This is a genomic window from Shewanella indica, assembly GCF_002836975.1.
Taxonomy (GTDB): Bacteria; Pseudomonadota; Gammaproteobacteria; order Enterobacterales; family Shewanellaceae; genus Shewanella; species Shewanella indica.
Map to the genome: position 1 here is coordinate 50,693 of NZ_NIJK01000040.1, position 17,678 is coordinate 68,370.

General features: G+C 51.9%; 20 protein-coding genes. 13 read left to right on the forward strand and 7 right to left on the reverse strand.

Going from position 1 to position 17,678, the window contains the following annotated elements; all coding sequences use genetic code 11:
* The first annotated feature begins 210 nt into the window (after window positions 1–210).
* Genes rpsP through rplS form a run of 4 tightly spaced genes read left to right on the forward strand, consistent with a single transcriptional unit; the run spans window position 211 to window position 2,162 of the window.
* Window positions 211–462: a 30S ribosomal protein S16 gene (gene rpsP / locus CX650_RS13825; protein ID WP_025010564.1), complete on the forward strand. Its 252-nt coding sequence runs from the start codon at window positions 211–213 to the stop codon at window positions 460–462.
* Window positions 463–483: 21 nt separating this feature from the next.
* Window positions 484–1,014: a ribosome maturation factor RimM gene (rimM, locus tag CX650_RS13830; protein WP_101096134.1), complete on the forward strand. Its 531-nt coding sequence runs from the start codon at window positions 484–486 to the stop codon at window positions 1,012–1,014.
* Between the two features lie 16 nt (window positions 1,015–1,030).
* Window positions 1,031–1,774, forward strand: a complete 744-nt coding sequence (trmD, locus tag CX650_RS13835) for a tRNA (guanosine(37)-N1)-methyltransferase TrmD (protein WP_101096135.1) — start codon at window positions 1,031–1,033, stop codon at window positions 1,772–1,774.
* A 34-nt stretch (window positions 1,775–1,808) separates the two neighbouring features.
* On the forward strand, window positions 1,809–2,162 hold the full coding sequence (gene rplS / locus CX650_RS13840; RefSeq protein ID WP_039034762.1) for a 50S ribosomal protein L19: 354 nt from the start codon (window positions 1,809–1,811) through the stop codon (window positions 2,160–2,162).
* Window positions 2,163–3,202: 1,040 nt separating this feature from the next.
* On the opposite strand, the gene CX650_RS13850 is transcribed toward rplS, so the two are convergent.
* Window positions 3,203–3,592: a DUF3301 domain-containing protein gene (locus CX650_RS13850; protein WP_039034764.1), complete on the reverse strand. Its 390-nt coding sequence runs from the start codon at window positions 3,590–3,592 to the stop codon at window positions 3,203–3,205.
* Window positions 3,589–4,602 carry a DUF3549 family protein gene (locus CX650_RS13855; protein WP_071477054.1) on the reverse strand — a complete coding sequence of 338 codons (1,014 nt, stop codon included), beginning with the start codon at window positions 4,600–4,602 and terminating at the stop codon, window positions 3,589–3,591. The genes CX650_RS13850 and CX650_RS13855 overlap by 4 nt, the downstream gene beginning before the upstream one ends.
* Window positions 4,603–4,706: 104 nt before the next feature.
* On the opposite strand from CX650_RS13855, the gene CX650_RS13860 reads away from it, so the two are divergent.
* Window positions 4,707–5,030: a YqcC family protein gene (locus tag CX650_RS13860; RefSeq protein WP_101096136.1), complete on the forward strand. Its 324-nt coding sequence runs from the start codon at window positions 4,707–4,709 to the stop codon at window positions 5,028–5,030.
* Entirely contained in the window at window positions 5,002–5,844 is an 843-nt protein-coding gene (gene truC / locus CX650_RS13865; RefSeq protein ID WP_101096137.1) for a tRNA pseudouridine(65) synthase TruC, read from the forward strand. The genes CX650_RS13860 and truC overlap by 29 nt, the downstream gene beginning before the upstream one ends.
* Before the next feature lie 264 nt (window positions 5,845–6,108).
* Here truC and CX650_RS20070 read toward each other — a convergent pair whose 3' ends face one another.
* Window positions 6,109–6,285: a hypothetical protein gene (locus CX650_RS20070; RefSeq protein ID WP_096142632.1), complete on the reverse strand. Its 177-nt coding sequence runs from the start codon at window positions 6,283–6,285 to the stop codon at window positions 6,109–6,111.
* Between the two features lie 127 nt (window positions 6,286–6,412).
* Here CX650_RS20070 and CX650_RS13870 point away from each other — a divergent pair, with 127 nt between their 5' ends.
* The 3 genes from CX650_RS13870 to purU all read left to right on the forward strand — a co-directional run bounded on the left by CX650_RS13870 (window position 6,413) and on the right by purU (window position 9,230).
* Window positions 6,413–6,877 carry a flavodoxin gene (locus tag CX650_RS13870; RefSeq protein WP_101096169.1) on the forward strand — a complete coding sequence of 155 codons (465 nt, stop codon included), beginning with the start codon at window positions 6,413–6,415 and terminating at the stop codon, window positions 6,875–6,877.
* Window positions 6,829–8,310, forward strand: coding sequence for a PTS transporter subunit EIIC (locus CX650_RS13875; RefSeq protein ID WP_071477056.1), 1,482 nt, complete (start codon window positions 6,829–6,831; stop codon window positions 8,308–8,310). The genes CX650_RS13870 and CX650_RS13875 overlap by 49 nt, the downstream gene beginning before the upstream one ends.
* An 86-nt stretch (window positions 8,311–8,396) precedes the next feature.
* Window positions 8,397–9,230, forward strand: coding sequence for a formyltetrahydrofolate deformylase (gene purU, locus CX650_RS13880; protein WP_101096138.1), 834 nt, complete (start codon window positions 8,397–8,399; stop codon window positions 9,228–9,230).
* Window positions 9,231–9,255: 25 nt separating this feature from the next.
* On the opposite strand, the gene CX650_RS13885 is transcribed toward purU, so the two are convergent.
* The 4 genes from CX650_RS13885 to map form a co-directional block, all read right to left on the reverse strand.
* On the reverse strand, window positions 9,256–9,621 hold the full coding sequence (locus CX650_RS13885) for a DUF3718 domain-containing protein (RefSeq protein WP_101096139.1): 366 nt from the start codon (window positions 9,619–9,621) through the stop codon (window positions 9,256–9,258).
* A gap of 257 nt (window positions 9,622–9,878) precedes the next feature.
* The gene (gene dapD / locus CX650_RS13890; RefSeq protein WP_062793846.1) at window positions 9,879–10,703 is read right to left on the reverse strand and encodes a 2,3,4,5-tetrahydropyridine-2,6-dicarboxylate N-succinyltransferase; all 825 of its coding nucleotides are present in this window, start codon (window positions 10,701–10,703) and stop codon (window positions 9,879–9,881) included.
* 17 nt (window positions 10,704–10,720) lie between these two features.
* Window positions 10,721–13,300 (reverse strand): bifunctional uridylyltransferase/uridylyl-removing protein GlnD, encoded by a 2,580-nt coding sequence (gene glnD / locus CX650_RS13895; protein WP_101096140.1) that lies wholly within the window; start codon window positions 13,298–13,300, stop codon window positions 10,721–10,723.
* A gap of 20 nt (window positions 13,301–13,320) precedes the next feature.
* Window positions 13,321–14,124 carry a type I methionyl aminopeptidase gene (map, locus tag CX650_RS13900; protein WP_039034773.1) on the reverse strand — a complete coding sequence of 268 codons (804 nt, stop codon included), beginning with the start codon at window positions 14,122–14,124 and terminating at the stop codon, window positions 13,321–13,323.
* Window positions 14,125–14,539: 415 nt separating this feature from the next.
* Here map and rpsB point away from each other — a divergent pair, with 415 nt between their 5' ends.
* The 4 genes from rpsB to frr all read left to right on the forward strand — a co-directional run bounded on the left by rpsB (window position 14,540) and on the right by frr (window position 17,639).
* Complete coding sequence (rpsB, locus tag CX650_RS13905; protein ID WP_025010979.1) at window positions 14,540–15,268, forward strand: 30S ribosomal protein S2; 729 nt, start codon at window positions 14,540–14,542, stop codon at window positions 15,266–15,268.
* Between the two features lie 132 nt (window positions 15,269–15,400).
* Entirely contained in the window at window positions 15,401–16,252 is an 852-nt protein-coding gene (gene tsf / locus CX650_RS13910) for a translation elongation factor Ts (protein ID WP_028779851.1), read from the forward strand.
* 69 nt (window positions 16,253–16,321) lie between these two features.
* A complete protein-coding gene (pyrH, locus tag CX650_RS13915) occupies window positions 16,322–17,053 on the forward strand; it encodes a UMP kinase (protein WP_039034774.1) in 732 nt (243 codons plus the stop codon).
* Window positions 17,054–17,081: 28 nt separating this feature from the next.
* Window positions 17,082–17,639, forward strand: coding sequence for a ribosome recycling factor (gene frr, locus CX650_RS13920; protein WP_039034775.1), 558 nt, complete (start codon window positions 17,082–17,084; stop codon window positions 17,637–17,639).
* The last annotated feature ends 39 nt before the right edge of the window (window positions 17,640–17,678 follow it).

The following is a 17,678-nucleotide window of genomic DNA, read 5'->3' on the forward strand; positions in this document are numbered from 1 at the left end:
AATAACCTTACCAGGAAGCTGAAAACCTTCCTTAGCTATTGTCCCGCTTGGGATAAGCTGTGAATGGGCGTTGTAAAATTAGCCGGGATCGGTTGCAATCGCCCGAAAGTCAGGTAAAATCTTCCGGCTTTCTATCTGGGACTCTTCGCGAACACGGGGTTCCAGTTTTTATTTTTGCTGAAAAGCAAATCATTAGAGGATAAAGAACGCATGGTTACCATTCGTTTAGCTCGTGGTGGCGCTAAAAAGCGTCCATTTTACAACATCGTTGTTGCTGATAGCCGCAATGCCCGTGACGGTCGTTTCATTGAGCGTGTAGGTTTCTTCAACCCTCTGGCCAAAGGTCAGGAAGAAACTCTGCGCCTGGATCTGGACCGTGTTGAGCACTGGGTTTCAAACGGTGCTGCAACTACAGAACGCGTAGCAAAACTGATCAAAGACGCTCGTAAAGCAGCTGCTTAATAGCGTTTAAGGTATAGATTGATGAGCAGTAACCCACAGCCAATCGTGTTGGGCAAACTTGGTTCCAGCTATGGCGTTAAAGGTTGGCTGAAAATCACCGCCTATACCGATTCTGTTGAAGGTATTTTTGACTATTCACCTTGGCTCATTAAAGAGCAGGGCGAATGGCGTGAAGTGAAGGTCACCCAGTGGCGCTATCAGGGCAAGGCGGTTGTTGCCGCACTTGAAGGGGTAGAGACACGGGAGCGGGCGCAGATGCTCACTAACTGTGAGATCGGCATACTGCCTGAGCAGATGAAAGACCTGCCGGAAGATGAATTCTACTGGCGCGATCTTATCGGCTGCGAAGTGATCAACACCAAGGGCTACAACATGGGCAAGGTCGATCAGATCGTGGAAACAGGATCCAACGACGTCTTGCTGGTGAAGGCTAACGCCAAAGATAGCTTTGGCAAAGCGGAACGTATGATCCCCTTTGTCACCGAACAGTTCATCAAAGAGGTGAACGTTTCGGCAAAACAGATTTTAGTGGATTGGGATCCGGACTTCTGAGTCGAGGAAACAGCTTATGTGGTTAGGGGTCATCACCCTGTTCCCGGAGATGTTTCGAGCAGTAACAGACTTTGGCGTGACGGGTCGGGCCGTGAAGAATGGCCTGCTGGAAGTACAGATGTGGAATCCCAGGGATTTCACCCATGATAGACACAACACTGTGGACGACAGACCTTATGGTGGTGGTCCCGGAATGTTGATGATGGTTCAGCCCCTTCGCGATGCCATTCATGCAGCCAAGGCTGCGGCAGGTGAGGGAGCCAAGGTGATATATCTGTCACCTCAGGGACGCAAGCTGACTCAGCAAGGCGTGTCTGAGTTGGCACTATCATCCAAGCTGATCCTGGTGTGCGGTCGCTACGAAGGTATCGATGAGCGCATCATTCAGACGGAAGTGGATGAGGAGTGGTCGGTTGGTGATTACGTGCTCTCGGGCGGTGAATTGCCGGCAATGACCCTGATAGATTCGGTTTCGAGACTGGTTCCCGGCGTGCTGGGCAAACAGGCCTCGGCAGAGCAGGATTCCTTCTCTGACGGATTATTGGATTGTCCTCACTATACCCGGCCTGAATGTCTTGATGGACTGGATGTTCCGGCGGTGTTGCTCAGCGGCAACCACGAACAAATTAGACGCTGGCGTCTACAGCAGAGTTTGATAAGAACACTGCAGCGACGGCCAGAATTATTTGAAAATCTAGCTCTGACTGACGAACAGACGACTCTATTAGCGCAGTTCGTTGACGCAATGGACTCAGCCTAGTCGCAGCTCAGTTAATTCTAGAACGGAGTAAGTTATGAACAACATCATTAAAATGCTCAACGATGAGCAAATGAAAAAAGACGTACCTGATTTCGGTGCCGGTGATACCGTAGTCGTTCAGGTTCGTGTTAAAGAAGGTGACAAAGAGCGTCTGCAGGCCTTTGAAGGCGTGGTTATCGCTAAGCGTAACCGCGGTCTGCACTCTGCATTTACCGTACGTAAGATCTCTAATGGTGAAGGTGTTGAGCGTGCTTTCCAAACGCACAGCCCAATGATTTCCAGCATCGAAGTTAAGCGTCGTGGTCGCGTTCGTCGTGCCAAGCTGTACTATCTGCGTGAGCGTTCAGGTAAGTCTGCACGTATCCGTGAGAAGCTGGCTACTAAATAAGCCGCTATATAAAGACGCAAGTGTTCGCACAGAGACCCGCCTATATGGCGGGTTTTTGTTTTCAGCCGTAAATCACCTCCATAGCAGAAGGTGGACATTCAGCTATGCCAGACGAAGGTTTCTATTAGAAATTTCCCCCCGCAGTAATCACTGCTCAGCTTTCATCTTGGAAATGTAAACCCTAAATATCGCATATGGGCATAAGCTCCTGGCAAGAGGCTTTTATAGAAAAGTGTTAATGTATTTTAGGGTGACACTATTATCTTCTATTGAGATTATTGATGTTTGGGTGATTCTGTTGCAGGTTTATAGGCGATATATTTTTCACTACACATCGTTTTCCATTAAAGCTGGGGTTGGTGTGCGAGATATCTCACAAGGTTGTGAGACAAACAAGAGTTAAATAGCGGGTTTTGTCACTGAAAAATAATTAAACCATTTAAAATTAATTGCTTACCAACCTTGTTTTGATTGCTGCAAAAAAGTTGCAAGAGTTATTGGGCGGTTTATGTACAACTCCTGGGCCGGGATTGTATTAGTATTTAAATCATCCAAGGACAAGGATGATTCAGGGAACAAGGTCAGGAAGGCCTCAACCGTGAGGAACACGGTCCAGGGATAACTCAAGGAAGATGCTTATCAGGATGATGGCAAACAGGGAAAGCTACTGACCCAAGGAATATGGTCAGCGTCAGGAAGACGAAACAGGATGTATTGAAAGGATGCACAAGGACGATACAGGACACGCTTAAGGACAGAGCAAGGCCCGATCAAGGGATAATCGGGACTAAGGGAACAGGTACGCAAGTACAGGGACTCACCAGGATGGTACAGGGAGCGCAGGACGCACGGCAGACGCATGGATGGTGCAGGGAAGCAACTTAATAGCTGGAAGGCTTAACAGAGAAACAGATGGGCGCGGCTTAATTGTCGCGCCCTTTCTTATTTCGGGGCTTTGAGAATAGATAAACTCAGTCGCTTCATACTCTGAATTTTAATGGCAGAACAACCCTAACTAGCTTTCATGGGTAGAGAAGGCCTCATCGACACCTGCCCGAATTGCACCCGCCTCCTGAGCCACAACCGCCACCGACACTGCCCCTGGCCGTTGGCGCTTCATGCCATTCGGGTTCGGGAAAGATGGGCCATTCGATTTTCTGGATTTGTTTGCCGTGCATCAGAATATGGCCGCGATACTGGTTGATGCCATCGGTACTGAACTCAAACATAAAGCGTGCCTTCCAGCACAGACCATTCCGGCCACCTATGCTGGGACGCGCCGACTCCATGGCGATGGCAAGCATCTGCACCTTTTGTCGCTGGCATTCCCTTTCGGCAAATACCCGGCTGAGTTCGGCCATTTGTCGCAGCTGCCAGAAAAACGCAGCAATCATAACCAGCGCTGCGATCAGTAGAAAATCTGTCATCATTCTGTGGTCGCCCTGAACAGACCGCCAATGGCGCCGGATAGGCGGTCACTGCGGTGAGGATTGCGAAGTTCGCTCAATACCTGGGTACGTATCCCGGGTATGGCCACAATATCAGCAAAGATTTGATTAAAGAAGCTTTGCTCCTGTAAAGCCAAAGCCTCGAGATAAATTTTGCGGCATCCATCCTGTTTCAGACTAAGCCAGCAGCGGGCGGCGATGGCAACCAAGGCATCAATATTTAGCGCTTGTTGCTTGTTCAGCTCAGTTATCGCCTGTTGGCAGAGTTCGGGGTGAGACGCCAAGGCGCGAAGGAAGTAAACCTTATGTTCGGGGGCCGCTTCTTTGAATGCCTGGAAGAGCGTTTCGGCAAGCGGCTCAGGCAGCAATATATGTTCCAATTGCTGGCAAAGGGCAATCTGTACCTCGGCGGCGCCTTTGTTCAATCCTTGTTGCAACAGGGCTGAGTGATCCAGTTCATTGACCCTGGCACAGATATCCGCCAGCCCTTGCAGTCCCAGATGTTGCCAGTTTTCGGCTGCCACCTTGCCGCTCAGGTATTGGCAGGCATATTCATACTGTACAGAAGCGGCTTGTCCCAATTGTTTACGCACCAAGGCGTTGAATAGGGCCAATTTTTCCTGCGATGGCTTGAAACTGAAGGGATGATTGGCCATCTGTTGCTGCTGGGCTTCGCTCAGTTCACGGGTCAGGTTTTCCCCCATGGCTTCAAGCAGCATTTGAATAAACTGGCTACGCGCAGCTGGGACCAGGAGTCCGCGCTCATCCAAGGGTAATTTCAGGAACCAGATATATTGCTGATTGCTGCCATCCCAGAACACCAGGGCAAACTGGGCATGCCCTTGTATGGGAAAGGGGTAAGGGCTTTGAAGGGCTTCTATTTGATGAAAAGCCATGGGATCTATGTGCTGCACCCTGCGGCCGAGATCATAGACCTGATACTGGGTGTTGGCGGCGGTGAGAAGTTCGCTGAGGGTAGTGATACTGTCCATGCTCGTTTGACTCTTGTACAACAAATGCGGTGCATTATAGGGATAAGCTTGGCCCGATGGTATGATTGACGCCAATTTATTGTTTTGGATCTATGAGGTAACAGATGCCTTTTCTGGCGACTGAAAAACTCCTGTTGGCCATAGAGGTCGAATTGAAAGCGCTGGGAATGTGGAGCGCAACGGCTCCTGGCGCGACTGCCATGGCCAGCCAGGCGCCCTTTGCCTGTGACAGTATGGCGTTTGAAGCCTGGTTGCAGTTTATTCTGTTGCCGAAAATGCGCGCGCTGATAGAAGCACAAATGCCGCTGCCATCAGCTATAGCAACTGCGCCTATGGCCGAGCATGTATGGGGTGAAGCGCCCACATATCGTAATTTGATCACTTTGTTGAGAACCTTGGATGAACTCCTTACCAAACAAGCAAGATGAGACCCAGCTTCAAGCCGAGATTTCGGAGCAATCTTTGACACCAGTGGATGAAGAGTGCCCCGAGATCCGTATCCTCTATGAAGATGAACACCTGGTTGCCATCCATAAACCGGCGGGATTACTGGTGCACAGAACCTATCTGGCGCGAAAAGAGCGTTTTTTCGCCATGCAGCTGACCCGGGATCTGGTGGGTTGCCATGTGTTTCCGGTGCACAGGTTGGATAGGCCTACTTCGGGCGTCTTGTTGTTTGCCAAAAGCAGTGAAGTTGCTGCTCTTCTGTGTCAGCAGTTTGCCGGGCGCGAGACGCGCAAGGAGTATCTGGCCCTGGTGCGCGGTAATATGCACCAAGCCGGTACGCTGGACTATCCACTCAAAGAGGAGTTGGATGCCGTGGCCGATAAAGATGCCGACCGCAACAAGGAAGCCCAGGATGCCATTACTCAATATGCGCCGTTGCTCAATGCCGAGATCCCTTTCCCGTCAGGGCGGTACCCCAGCAGTCGTTTTGCCTTGATGCGCCTCTCGCCGTTGACCGGACGTAAGCATCAGCTCAGAAGGCATATGGCTCATCTGCGTCACCCCATCATAGGTGACACCACCCACGGCGATGGCAAACAAAACCGTTTCTTTCGTGAACACTTCGGCCTCAACCGTTTATGGTTGCTGGCTCAGAGCTTGAGCTTCACTCACCCAAAGACAGGCGAACCCGTCACTATAGTGACAGAGCCGGAGGCTGAATGGCAGCAAGTGTTCGATGGCCTGGGCTGGGATGAGTCCCTGCTTGAGTCAGACAGCGGTTTACTGCTGGCTTAGGGAAGGTGCGAATAAGTCCTCGTGGCACTCTGGCTTGCACAGCAATTGGCGTTCAAGGCATCTGACTGAAGGCATGCCGGGGCCTGTCGAAGTCGGATAACGCAGAGAGCCGGTTGCTGTGAAAGCCCCGAAGGGCGTGGCTTACAGACCTGCCTGCTATGTTGTGCTTCTTGCAAAGGACTAGGGCCATTTGCTGCGAACCACGCCTTGCATCCAGACCCGTAAGCCGACGCAGAGCACACATGGGACTTGTTCGCACCTTCCTTAGGTTTCGTCTTTATTGGTGCGCTTGTGCATCATGTCAAGCAAGGGACGGTAAGCGTCGAGTGGATAGTGGGCATGGTGTTGGTCTTGTTGAGCGGCTCTAAAGTAACACATACGGCGAACATGAGTTGCCCTTTGATGTTGCTTCTGAAGTTTCTGTCTGCTGCTCTGTCGCATCGCTGCGTTTCCTTATCGCCAATGGCGTGTCGGCTGGGTGTCTGTTGATGCTTATGCTTGCAGCATAAGCAGACGATACAGTATGGTGGAGAACAATGAGTATTGACTCCGAGGTGCAGAGTATAACATGAAAAAAGTGAACCTGGTGTTTGGAACTGTCTATGGTAATGCCCAGTTTGTTGCCGAGACGCTCCAGAAGCAGCTCCAGACTCATGGCTTTGAAGCTAAACTTTGGCAAAGTCATGAGCTTAAAGGATATATACCGGCGGCCGATGAGTATCTGTTGCTGGTTTCTTCCACTACCGGGCAAGGGGATCTTCCGGATGATATTTTGCCCTGGTTTTTGGAACTGAAAGACACGGCCCCCTACTTGCCTGAGCTCAGGTACGGAGTTATTGCCCTGGGAGACTCGAGTTATGAGACCTTCTGCGGCGCAGGTAAACAATTGGATGAACTGTTTGCGGAGCTTGGCGCCAAACGTATCGGTGAACGTTTGGAGATTGATGCCTGCGAAACCATGGAACCCGAGGTCGAGGCTCAAGCATGGCTCAACAACTGGCTACCCCTGCTGAAAACAGAAGCGGGCGCCTGAAAGGCTTTTCACAACATTGGTTTAAGTTTGCTCAGCGCCTGAGTCAGGCGCTGCTTGTCCCCATAGCTATCCTGCCTGCTGCCGGAGTGATGAAAGGCCTGGCCAGCACGCCGACAGGTATTTTGTCTCCTTCGCTCAATGAGCTGTTTGCCACTACTGGCGATCTCATCTTCACTATGATGCCGTTGTTGTTTGCCATCGCGATTGCCATAGGCTTTTGCCGTGATCAGGGGATTGCCGCCTTCAGTGCTGCGTTCGGTTATGGGGTATTCAACTCAAGCTTATCGCTGCTGGCCTCGCAAAACCCCGTGCACACCTCGGTTTGGCTCGGAGTGGAAACCATAGATACAGGTATAGCCGGTGGCATGTTGCTTGGGGTAATGACCTGTTTGGCGATGGCCATGAGTCGTCATTTACGTTTGCCGGCTATCTTTTCCTTCTTTGAGGGACGCCGCAGCGCGCCATTGTTGATGCTGCCGTTGGCGGTGTTGCTGGCCTATTTGCTGGCGCTTATCTGGCCACCTTTGGCGCACTATATTGAGGTGTTCTCCAACTGGGCCGTGTATCAAAAGCCACAGCTGGCCTTTGCCATCTATGGCACGGTGGAACGCCTCTTGCTGCCGCTTGGACTGCACCATATCTGGAATGCGCCTTTCTATCTCGAGCTTGGGCAGTATTATCAGGATGGTCAATGGCTCAGAGGCGAAGTGGCGCGCTACCTCGCCGGCGATCCCCAGGCCGGCAACCTGGCCGGTGGCTATCTCATCAAAATGTGGGGCCTGCCAGCGGCGGCCCTGGCGATTTGGCGCTGTGCCGACAAGAGTGAACGCAATCGGCTGGCCGGCATTATGCTGTCGGCGGCGGCCACCAGTTGGCTCACCGGGGTAACTGAGCCGATTGAGTTTGCTTTCCTGTTTGTGGCGCCTTTGCTGTATCTGGTGCACGCATTGCTGACCGGGCTGGCTTATGCTGTCTGTATCTGGCTCGACATTCACTATGGGCTGGTGTTTTCCAACGGTTTGTTGGATTTTGCCCTTTTGTGGCATCAATCCGCCAACGCCGGTTGGTTTCTGATCCTGGGCCCCTTGACCGCAGTCATCTATTACCTGATTTTCCGGGCTTCCATCATGGCATTCAATCTTAAGACGCCGGGGCGGCTGGAGCCGGAAACCACTTCGGGCGGCAATCTGCTGGCCATGATAGGCGCGCTCGGCGGCGCCGCCAATATCCGCAACCTCAGCGCCTGTATGACCCGGTTGCGCCTGAGTGTTGAACGTCCTGAGCTGGTGGACAAGTCACGCTTGTTGGGATTGGGAGCCAAGGGCGTAATAGTGGTGGGGCAGGGCGTTCAGGTGGTGTTTGGCACCAAGGCCGAGACCTTGAGAGGGCTTTTGCAAAAGTATCTGGACAGCCGCCAGACAAGCCGGAGATAACGAGCTGCTTTTGATGAATAAATTTTAAGCGCGCCAGTGGCGAGACTGTGGCATATTCAAACTTTAATGCTGTAATCGGAGCCGATATGCCACGCAAAATACTGATGATTGATTGTGCCGATGAATATGGGCTTATCGCCAGAGTTACTGGGGTATGCTTTCAGCACAGACTGAATATCATCAAAAACAACGAGTTTGTTGATAATCAGCAGGGGCGCTTTTTCATGCGTACCGAGCTTGAAGGTGAGTTCGATGAAGCTAAGCTGTTAGAAGAATTGGCTGAAGTTCTGCCCAAGCAAAACCATATGAAACTGGTGGATGCCGGACGCAAGCGCATAGTGGTGTTGGCGACCAAGGAGGCCCATTGCCTCGGTGATCTCTTGATGAAAACTTACTATGGTGCCCTCGATGTGGAAATAGCCGCCATAGTGGCCAACTACGATACGCTGGCACCGCTGGCTGCCAAGTTTGAGGTACCTTTTCATCATGTCAGCCATCAGGGGCTGGATCGCAGCGCCCACGAGCGTGCCATGTTGGAGATTATCGCCGGCTATCAGCCTGAATACCTGGTACTGGCCAAATATATGCGGGTGCTTACCCCAGAGTTTGTCGAGCAGTATCCCAATAAGATTATCAATATTCATCACTCCTTTCTGCCGGCCTTTATCGGTGCCAATCCCTATCGTCAGGCGTGGGAGCGCGGGGTGAAAATTATTGGGGCCACGGCGCACTTTGTGAATAACTGTTTGGATGAGGGGCCCATCATTAAGCAGGATGTTATCCCTGTGGATCACAGTTACAGCGCGGCAGATATGGCCAAAGCCGGCCGAGATGTGGAAAAAAGTGTTCTCAGCCGGGCTCTGGCGCTGGTACTCAATGAACAGGTTGTGGTGTACGGCAACAAAACCTTGGTATTTTAATCCGAGTGTTTTGGGCTCAGTGAGTTCAGCGGAAACTCACGTAGAGTTTTTCCTCTTCTGGGATCATGGCCATATCGGAAATGGTCACTTTGCCGGGCAGGAAGCGGCCAATCTTTTTGGCTGTGCGATCGGCGCCATGACTCATGGCAAATTGATGCAGTGACTCACCATTGCATACCAGTCGAGGGAATACTCGCTGTTCATTGATCCGGTATTCACGTAAGGTGGTGGAAAACTCTATCATGCTGTTGCTGGCACTGGATTTACAGACCTGGATTAAGGCCTGCTCGATATAAGGATCCATTACGGCCTGGGCACTGAGAGAGCCGAAGCTCAGGCCGGCGACAGCCAGTAATACTGCGCCGGTGCGGGTACGTTGGCAAAGGTTCATGGCTTGCTCCTTTTCGGGATGCTTCAAGTACCATTTAAGTACAGTCGCAGCAGCGGCATTTGCCAGCGATGGAATTGAGGCTTTCTGTCAGCAGTTGTTGCTGTTTGGGCAGGGTGTGTCCCAAGGTGTGGAAGTTTGTCTCTTGGTAAGTAAATGTGTCTGCCTGTGCCCTTATGGGCAGATCAGACAGACACATAGATGGGGATACTGACCTAATAAAGTGTTTATTGCTCTAGGTCAGTTCCCGAGGGCAAGGGTCAGTCGACCATTCGCAGCAGTTCGTTGATACCCACTTTCCCGCGGGTCTTCTCGTCTACCTTCTTGACTATGATGGCGGCATAAAGATTGTACTTGCCGCAGTTGGAAGGCAGAGTGCCTGACACCACCACAGAACCTGCTGGAACCCGGCCATAGTGAATTTCGCCGGTTTCGCGGTCATAGATGCGGGTGCTCTGGCCGATATAGACCCCCATGGAGATCACTGAGCCTTCCTCGACCACGACTCCTTCAACGATTTCAGAGCGGGCACCGATAAAGCAATTGTCTTCAATAATGGTCGGGCCGGCCTGCAGTGGCTCGAGTACGCCACCGATGCCGACACCGCCGGAGAGATGCACGTTTTTACCAATTTGCGCGCAGGAGCCAACCGTGGCCCAGGTGTCGACCATGGTGCCTTCATCCACATAGGCGCCCAGGTTAACGTAAGAGGGCATAAGCACAGTGTTTTTACCGATGAAAGAGCCTTTGCGCACCGCAGCCGGTGGCACAACACGTATGGCTTCGGCGCGAAAACGCGCTTCATCATAGTCGGCAAACTTCTGTGGTACCTTGTCGAAATACTTGGTTTCGGCCCCGTCGATTACGCCATTGTCGAAGATGCGGAAAGACAGCAAAACGGCTTTCTTGAGCCATTGGTGCACATGCCATTGGCCGTCCAGTTTCTCGGCCACTCGGGCCTCGCCTCTGTCCAGCATGTCAATCACTCGTTCCACGTCGGCACGCAGCTCGGCGTCAACTGTGGTTGGGCTTATCTGTGCGCGAGCTTCAAAAGCCGCCTCAATACGTTGGCGTAAAGCCTCCATTGGTTTCTCCCGTTTACTTAGGTTGTTGGGGTCCCGAATTGGGACAGGGCACTGATCAGTGACTCTTTCAGCCTGTGTTGCTGGGCTTCATCCAGTGCCAGTCCCTGATTGGTTTGTAGAATAAAAAAGTCCTCAGCGCGCTCGCCTATCGTGGTGATCTTGGCCGCCAGCAGGGTGACATCACAGCGATAGAAGGTTTCACCTATCTTGGCCAGCAGACCTGGGCTATCCAAGGCTATCAGCTCCATCATACTTGTACCATGGCGGCGGGTAGGCAGAAAACTGACCTGAGTCGGAACTTTAAAAGGTTTCATCTTGCGCGACAACTTGCGAAAGCGCGGGATCTTGGGTTGTTCGCCACTGAGCGCTTTGCCAAGGGCCTTGCGTATACTTTGTATCCGCGATAACTGACTAACCGCCTTGCCGTCCTGCTCGAGGATCACAAAGGTATCCAAAGCGTAATTGTCCTTGGATGTCATGATGTTGGCATCATGAACATTGATATTCTTGTTGTCCAGCACCGCCATCACAGTGGCAAACAGCTTGGGTTTGTCCTGGCAGTAGACAAACAGCTCTGTGCCGCCACGGGTGGTGTGTTTGGATACCATTACCAGCGGTTCATCCTGCTTGTGCTTTAGAATGGCCTCAGCGTGCCAGGCGATTTGATTGGGTTGATGACGCAAAAAGTAATCGGCCTTGAATCTCTGCCACAGTAGATCGAGAGTCTTCTCCTTGAAGCCGCGCCGCAGCAACTCTTTCTTGGCTTTAGCTTGATGCTCCCGTACCCGGGCACGAATATCCACCGGCTTTTCTTTACCGCGGGCAAGCACTCTCTGAGTGGCAAAATAGAGATCCCTGAGCAGGGAGCCCTTCCAGTTGTTCCAGGTTTTTTCATTGGTGGCACAGATATCGGCTACCGTCAGGCAGTAGAGGTAACTCAGGTGCACCGCATCGCGAACTTTATCGGCAAAGTCGGCGACCACTTCCGGATCGGAAATATCCCGCCGCTGGGCGACAATCGACATCAACAGATGATTTTCTACCAACCAGCTGACCAAGCGGCCGTCGTGGTCGTTGAGACCGTGCAGTTTGCAAAATTCCAGCGCATCGACTGCGCCGAGCTTACTGTGATCGCCGCCGCGGCCTTTGGCGATGTCGTGGAAAATGGCCGCCAATACCAGCAGCCCCTTTTTTGGCAATTGATTGATCAGCACAGAGCCGAGTGGGAATTCCTCTTTCTGTTCTGCCTGGGCAAATTTGTCGATATTGAGCAGCAGCCTGTGAGTGTGTTCATCTACCGTGTAGGCGTGGAAGAGGTCAAACTGCATCTGGCCTTCAATGGCGCGCCAGGCAGGTAAATAAGCCGACATCACTCCGTGTTTGTGCATTAGCGACAGGGCGGCAATACCGCGAGCATGACGGAGAATTTCCATAAATACTCTGCGGCAGCCCTCCCGGGCCATCAGAGGTTGCGGCTGGGCGCGTCTGGCTCTTCTCAGCGCCCTCAGGGTTGGCGCGTAAATTCCCTGAATGTTGGAATTGCGGGCCACATGCAAAAACAGCCTGACGATCTCTTCCGGATCGTCAAACAGCGCCAAGTCCAGCGCCTCGATAAAGCGACCGCGGCGCTGATAGTGTTCATCTATAGGCTGGATTTCCAGCGCCTGAGTGTGTCCCAGGGTGGCGCGTTTGAACAGTTGCAGCAGCATCTCGTTGAGCTCCATCACCCGCCGCACTGTGCGGTAATAGTGCTTCATCATCTGCTCGACCGCCAGTTGGGTAGCGTCTTCGTAACCCATGAGGCCGGCTACCTGACGCTGCAAGTCAAACAGCAAACGGTTTTCGTCGCGGCCCGATGCCAGGTGCAGGGCAAATCTCAGCTCCCAGAGGAAGTGCTGACACTCAAGCAACTCTTCGAGTTCGGCCTGCTGCAAAAAACCATGCTCGACCAGTTCTTCAAGTCTGGCGGCATCGAAGTGGCGCATAGCGACCCAGGCTATGGTCTGAATATCCCTCAGGCCACCGGGGCAGGTCTTGATATTGGGCTCAAGATCGAAGGCGTTGGCCCTGGCATGGCGGGCACGCTGTTCATCTCGCTTGGCATTGAAAAACGCGTTTGAGGGCCAGAATTGGTGCTCGCGAATCGCGTCGTAGAGAGTATCAAACAGGATTTCCGGGCCGGTAAGCAGTCTGGCTTCCAATAGGTTGGTGGCTATGGTGATGTCTTGTCGACCCTGTTGCAGGGTTTCTTTCAAGGTTCTGACACTGTGACCGATTTCAAGACCAGCGTCCCAGAGAAAGGCGATATAAGCACTGAGCCTGCTCTCGGCTGCTGGGTCCAGGTTGTCATCCACCAGAAACAGCAGATCTATGTCCGAGTAGGGATGCAGCTCACCGCGGCCATAGCCGCCGACGGCGATAAGAGCGATGGGATAAGCATCCAAGCCTTCGGCCTGCCATTGTTCAATCAGCTGCTTATCGACAAAGCGACAGCGGCTGGTAACCAGTTCGACTATCTTTTCTCGCGAGGTAAACCTGTCAAACAGGGCTTGATTCTGCTCACAAAGTGCCGTTTTGGCTGCCAGCGCTGTGCTCATTCTATTCCTTGGGTGACGCCTTATTTGGCGTGATTGATGATCCTCGGGAAATCTTCCTCGGCGCGCAGCGTCAGAACTTCTACGCCGGTTTCGGTGATTAACAGAGTATGTTCCCACTGAGCTGAATTTTTACCATCTGAGGTGGTGACAGTCCAGCCGTCATCCTTATTCAGTACAGAAGTGTGGCGACCGGCGTTGATCATCGGCTCAATGGTAAAGCACATGCCGGGGCGCAATATGGTCTTGTCGTTGTTTCTGTAATGCACCACCTGTGGTTCTTCGTGGAAGCCTGCGCCGATACCGTGACCGCAGTAATCCTGCACGATTGAATATTTGTCCAGGCCTGACTTGCTGGCCTTGATAAACTTCTCAACTGTGGTACCAATCTCGCCCAGCTGCATGCCGGGGCGAACTTTACGGATGGCGGCGTAGAGGCTCTCCTGGGCGATACGGCACAGGCGGCGATCTTTCGGGCTGACATCACCGATCAGGAACATTTTGGAAGTGTCGCCGTGATAACCGTCCTTGATAACTGTGATATCAATGTTAAGGATATCGCCGTCCTTGAGCACGCGATCACTGGGAATACCGTGGCAGATCACCTCATTGATAGAGGTGCAGATGGACTTGGGAAAACCGTGGTAATTGAGCGGCGCGGAGATGGCGCCCTGTTCTTCGGTGTACTTGGCGCAGATATCGTTGAGTTCGTTGGTACTGACCCCGACCTTGACGTGTGGGGCTATCATTTCCAACACATTGGCGGCCAGCTTGCCGGCGGCGCGCATTTTCTCAATTTCTTCTGCTGTCTTGATGACTATACTCATGGGGCTTTCTCTTAATAACGAGTGCCTTGGCCAAGGCCAATTCACCTTGTTTGTGAAACGGTAAAATAACGCTACTGACGCGGCTTTGAACTGAGTTTAAGGCCGACATGAGAGCGGTAAAAAGTTTGTGTTTGCCGGCGATTTATGGTATAAAGCGCGCCGTTATGTTTGACTCTAAGTGACTTTGAGTTGACGACTCTATGAGTTCGAATTAGCTTCAAGTCGGCTGCCTTTGATGGGGGAACCCATTTTGTCGGCAGGTAAGAGTAAAGATGGCGGCCATTATACATGGCATTTAACTCAAATACTAAATCACACACGTATCGACACATTCTTCGGGGTGCCCGCGGCTTGACCAAAGGGTCGAAGACATGGGATGCGTGGAGGTCTAACCCCTTAAATTAAGGTATAGAAAATGACTACAGTTTCAATGCGCGATATGCTCCAGGCCGGTGTACACTTCGGTCACCAAACCCGTTACTGGAACCCTAAGATGAAGCCTTTCATCTTCGGTGCTCGCAACGGTGTACACATCATCAACCTCGAGCACACTGTGCCAATGTTCAATGAAGCTCTGGCTTTCATCAGCAACATTGCTTCCAAGAAAGGTAAAATCCTGTTCGTAGGCACCAAGCGCGCTGCCAGTGAAGCCATCAAAGAAGCTGCCGTATCTTGCGAGCAGTTCTACGTGGACAAGCGCTGGCTCGGCGGTATGCTGACCAACTGGAAAACCGTTCGTCAGTCAATCAAGCGCCTGAAAGATCTGGAAACCCAGTCTGTTGACGGTACTTTCGACAAGCTGACCAAGAAAGAAGCGCTGATGCGTACCCGTGAGCTGGAAAAGCTTGAGAAGTCTCTGGGTGGTATCAAGAACATGGGCGGTCTGCCAGACGCCATTTTCGTTATCGGTGCCGACCATGAACACATCGCTATCAAAGAAGCCAACAACCTGGGTATCCCAGTTGTTGCCGTAGTAGATACCAACTCTGCTCCAGATGGCGTTGACTACATCATTCCTGGTAACGACGACGCTATGCGTGCAATCCGTTTGTATGCTGAGTCTGTAGCTGCTGCTGCCAAAGCTGGCCGTGGTCAGGACCTGGCTGTTCAAGCTGAAGAAGACGGTTTCATCGAAGCTGAATAATAAGGTGCGATGCTAGTACATCACCCTTATTAACCAAGAGATATGATTGGTTAACAGGGGCCATATGGCCCCTGTTTTATACCTACTTATCAATAGGTTAAATTTGTCGAATTATCAATTGAGGATTTAACAATGGCAATTACTGCTGCCCTGGTTAAAGAACTGCGCGACCGTACTGGCGCAGGCATGATGGATTGTAAAAAAGCCCTGACCGAAACTAACGGTGATATCGAAGCTGCAATCGATAACATGCGTAAGAGCGGCGCGGCTAAAGCGGCCAAGAAAGCCGGTAACATCGCTGCCGAAGGTACTATCCTGATCAAAAACGGTGCTGGTTACACTGCTCTGGTTGAAGTTAACTGCCAGACTGACTTCGTAGCAAAAGACTCCAACTTCCTGGCTTTCGCCAACGAAGTTCTGGACGCTGCCGCTGCTGCCAAAGTGACTGTTGAAGATCTGAAAGCCCAGTTCGAAGAAGCACGTGTTGCCCTGGTTGCCAAAATCGGTGAAAACATCAATGTTCGTCGCGTTGAGTACATCGACGGTGACAAGATGGCTTTCTATCGTCACGGCGATCGCATCGGTGTTGTTGTTACCGGTGAAGCCGATGAAGAAACGCTGAAGCACATTGCAATGCACGTTGCTGCCTCTAAGCCTGAGTACGTTAACCCAGAAGACGTTCCAGCTGAAGTGGTTGAGAAAGAGCGTTCCGTTCAAGTTGAAATCGCTATGAACGAAGGCAAGCCTCAGGAAATCGCTGAGAAGATGGTTGCCGGCCGCATGAAGAAGTTCACCGGTGAGGTTTCTCTGACTGGTCAACCATTCATCATGGAGCCAAAGAAAACTGTTGGCGAAGTTCTGAAAGAGAAAGGCGCCACTGTGACTAACTTCATCCGCTTGGAAGTGGGTGAAGGTATCGAGAAGAAAGAAGAAGATTTTGCTTCTGAAGTAGCTGCCCAAATCGCTGCTTCCAAGAAGGCTTAATCGCCAATTCTTAACCCTCCCAAGACCGCAGCAGCCGCTGCGGTCTTGTTATGACCAGGACAGAAAAAGATGAGCACCAACCCAAAACCTGCATTTCGACGTATTCTGCTGAAACTGAGTGGCGAAGCCCTGATGGGCGAAGAAGGCTTCGGTATCGATCCCAAGGTACTGGATCGTATGGCCCAGGAGATTAAGGAGCTGGTTGAGCTCGGCATTCAGGTTGGCGTGGTCATCGGTGGCGGAAACCTGTTCCGTGGTGAAGGGCTGGCCAAGGCCGGTATGAACCGCGTGGTGGGCGATCACATGGGTATGCTGGCGACAGTGATGAATGGTCTGGCGATGCGTGATGCGCTGCACCGTGCCTATGTTAATGCCCGTCTGATGTCTGCTATTCCGCTCAATGGCGTGTGCGATAGATACAATTGGGCCGAAGCTATCAGCTTGCTCAAGTCCGGGCGCGTGGTGATTTTTGCTGCCGGTACCGGTAACCCATTCTGTACCACAGACTCTGCTGCTTGCCTGAGAGGGATTGAAATTGAAGCAGAAGTCGTGCTAAAAGGCACTAAAGTTGATGGCGTATATTCAGATGATCCTATGAAGAACCCTGAAGCCGTCAAATACGATGAACTGAGTTACAATGAAGTTCTGGATAAAGAATTGAAAGTCATGGATCTGGCTGCTTTCACCATGGCCCGTGACCACGACATGCCTATATTGGTCTTCAATATGAATAAGCCAGGTGCGCTGCGCCGGGTTATCATGGGTGAAGAAGCCGAAGGCACGCTGATCAAAACGAAATAACCGACTGATTGCAAAAAGGACATTTAACGTGATTGATGCGATTAAAGAAGATGCACAGGTTCGTATGGACAAGTGTGTGGAAGCCACCAAGGCACAAATGGCCAAGGTGCGTACCGGCCGTGCTCACCCCGCACTGCTGGATTCTATCCAGGTGTCTTACTACGGCACCATGACCCCGCTCAAGCAGGTGGGTAATATTTCAGTTGAAGACAGCCGCACTCTGGCGGTTAACGTGTTCGACCGTAGCATGATCCAGGCAGTAGAAAAGGCGATCATGAGCTCAGATTTGGGCCTGAACCCTATGTCTGCCGGTGCCACTATCCGTATCCCTCTGCCGGCTCTGACCGAAGAGCGCCGCCGTGATCTGGTTAAAGTGGTGCGTGCCGAGGCTGAAAACGGTCGTATCGCCGTGCGTAACGTTCGTCGTGATGCCAACTCTGCGGTGAAGAACCTGGAGAAGGACAAAGAGTGTACCGAGGACGATGTACGCCGCAGCGAAGATGAAGTACAAAAGATAACTGACGTACATATCAAGAAGATAGACGAACTGTTGGCCGCGAAAGAAGCGGAATTGATGGAAGTCTGATATTGACTCGCTAAACTAGAGTTGATGCGCCGTGTAGGG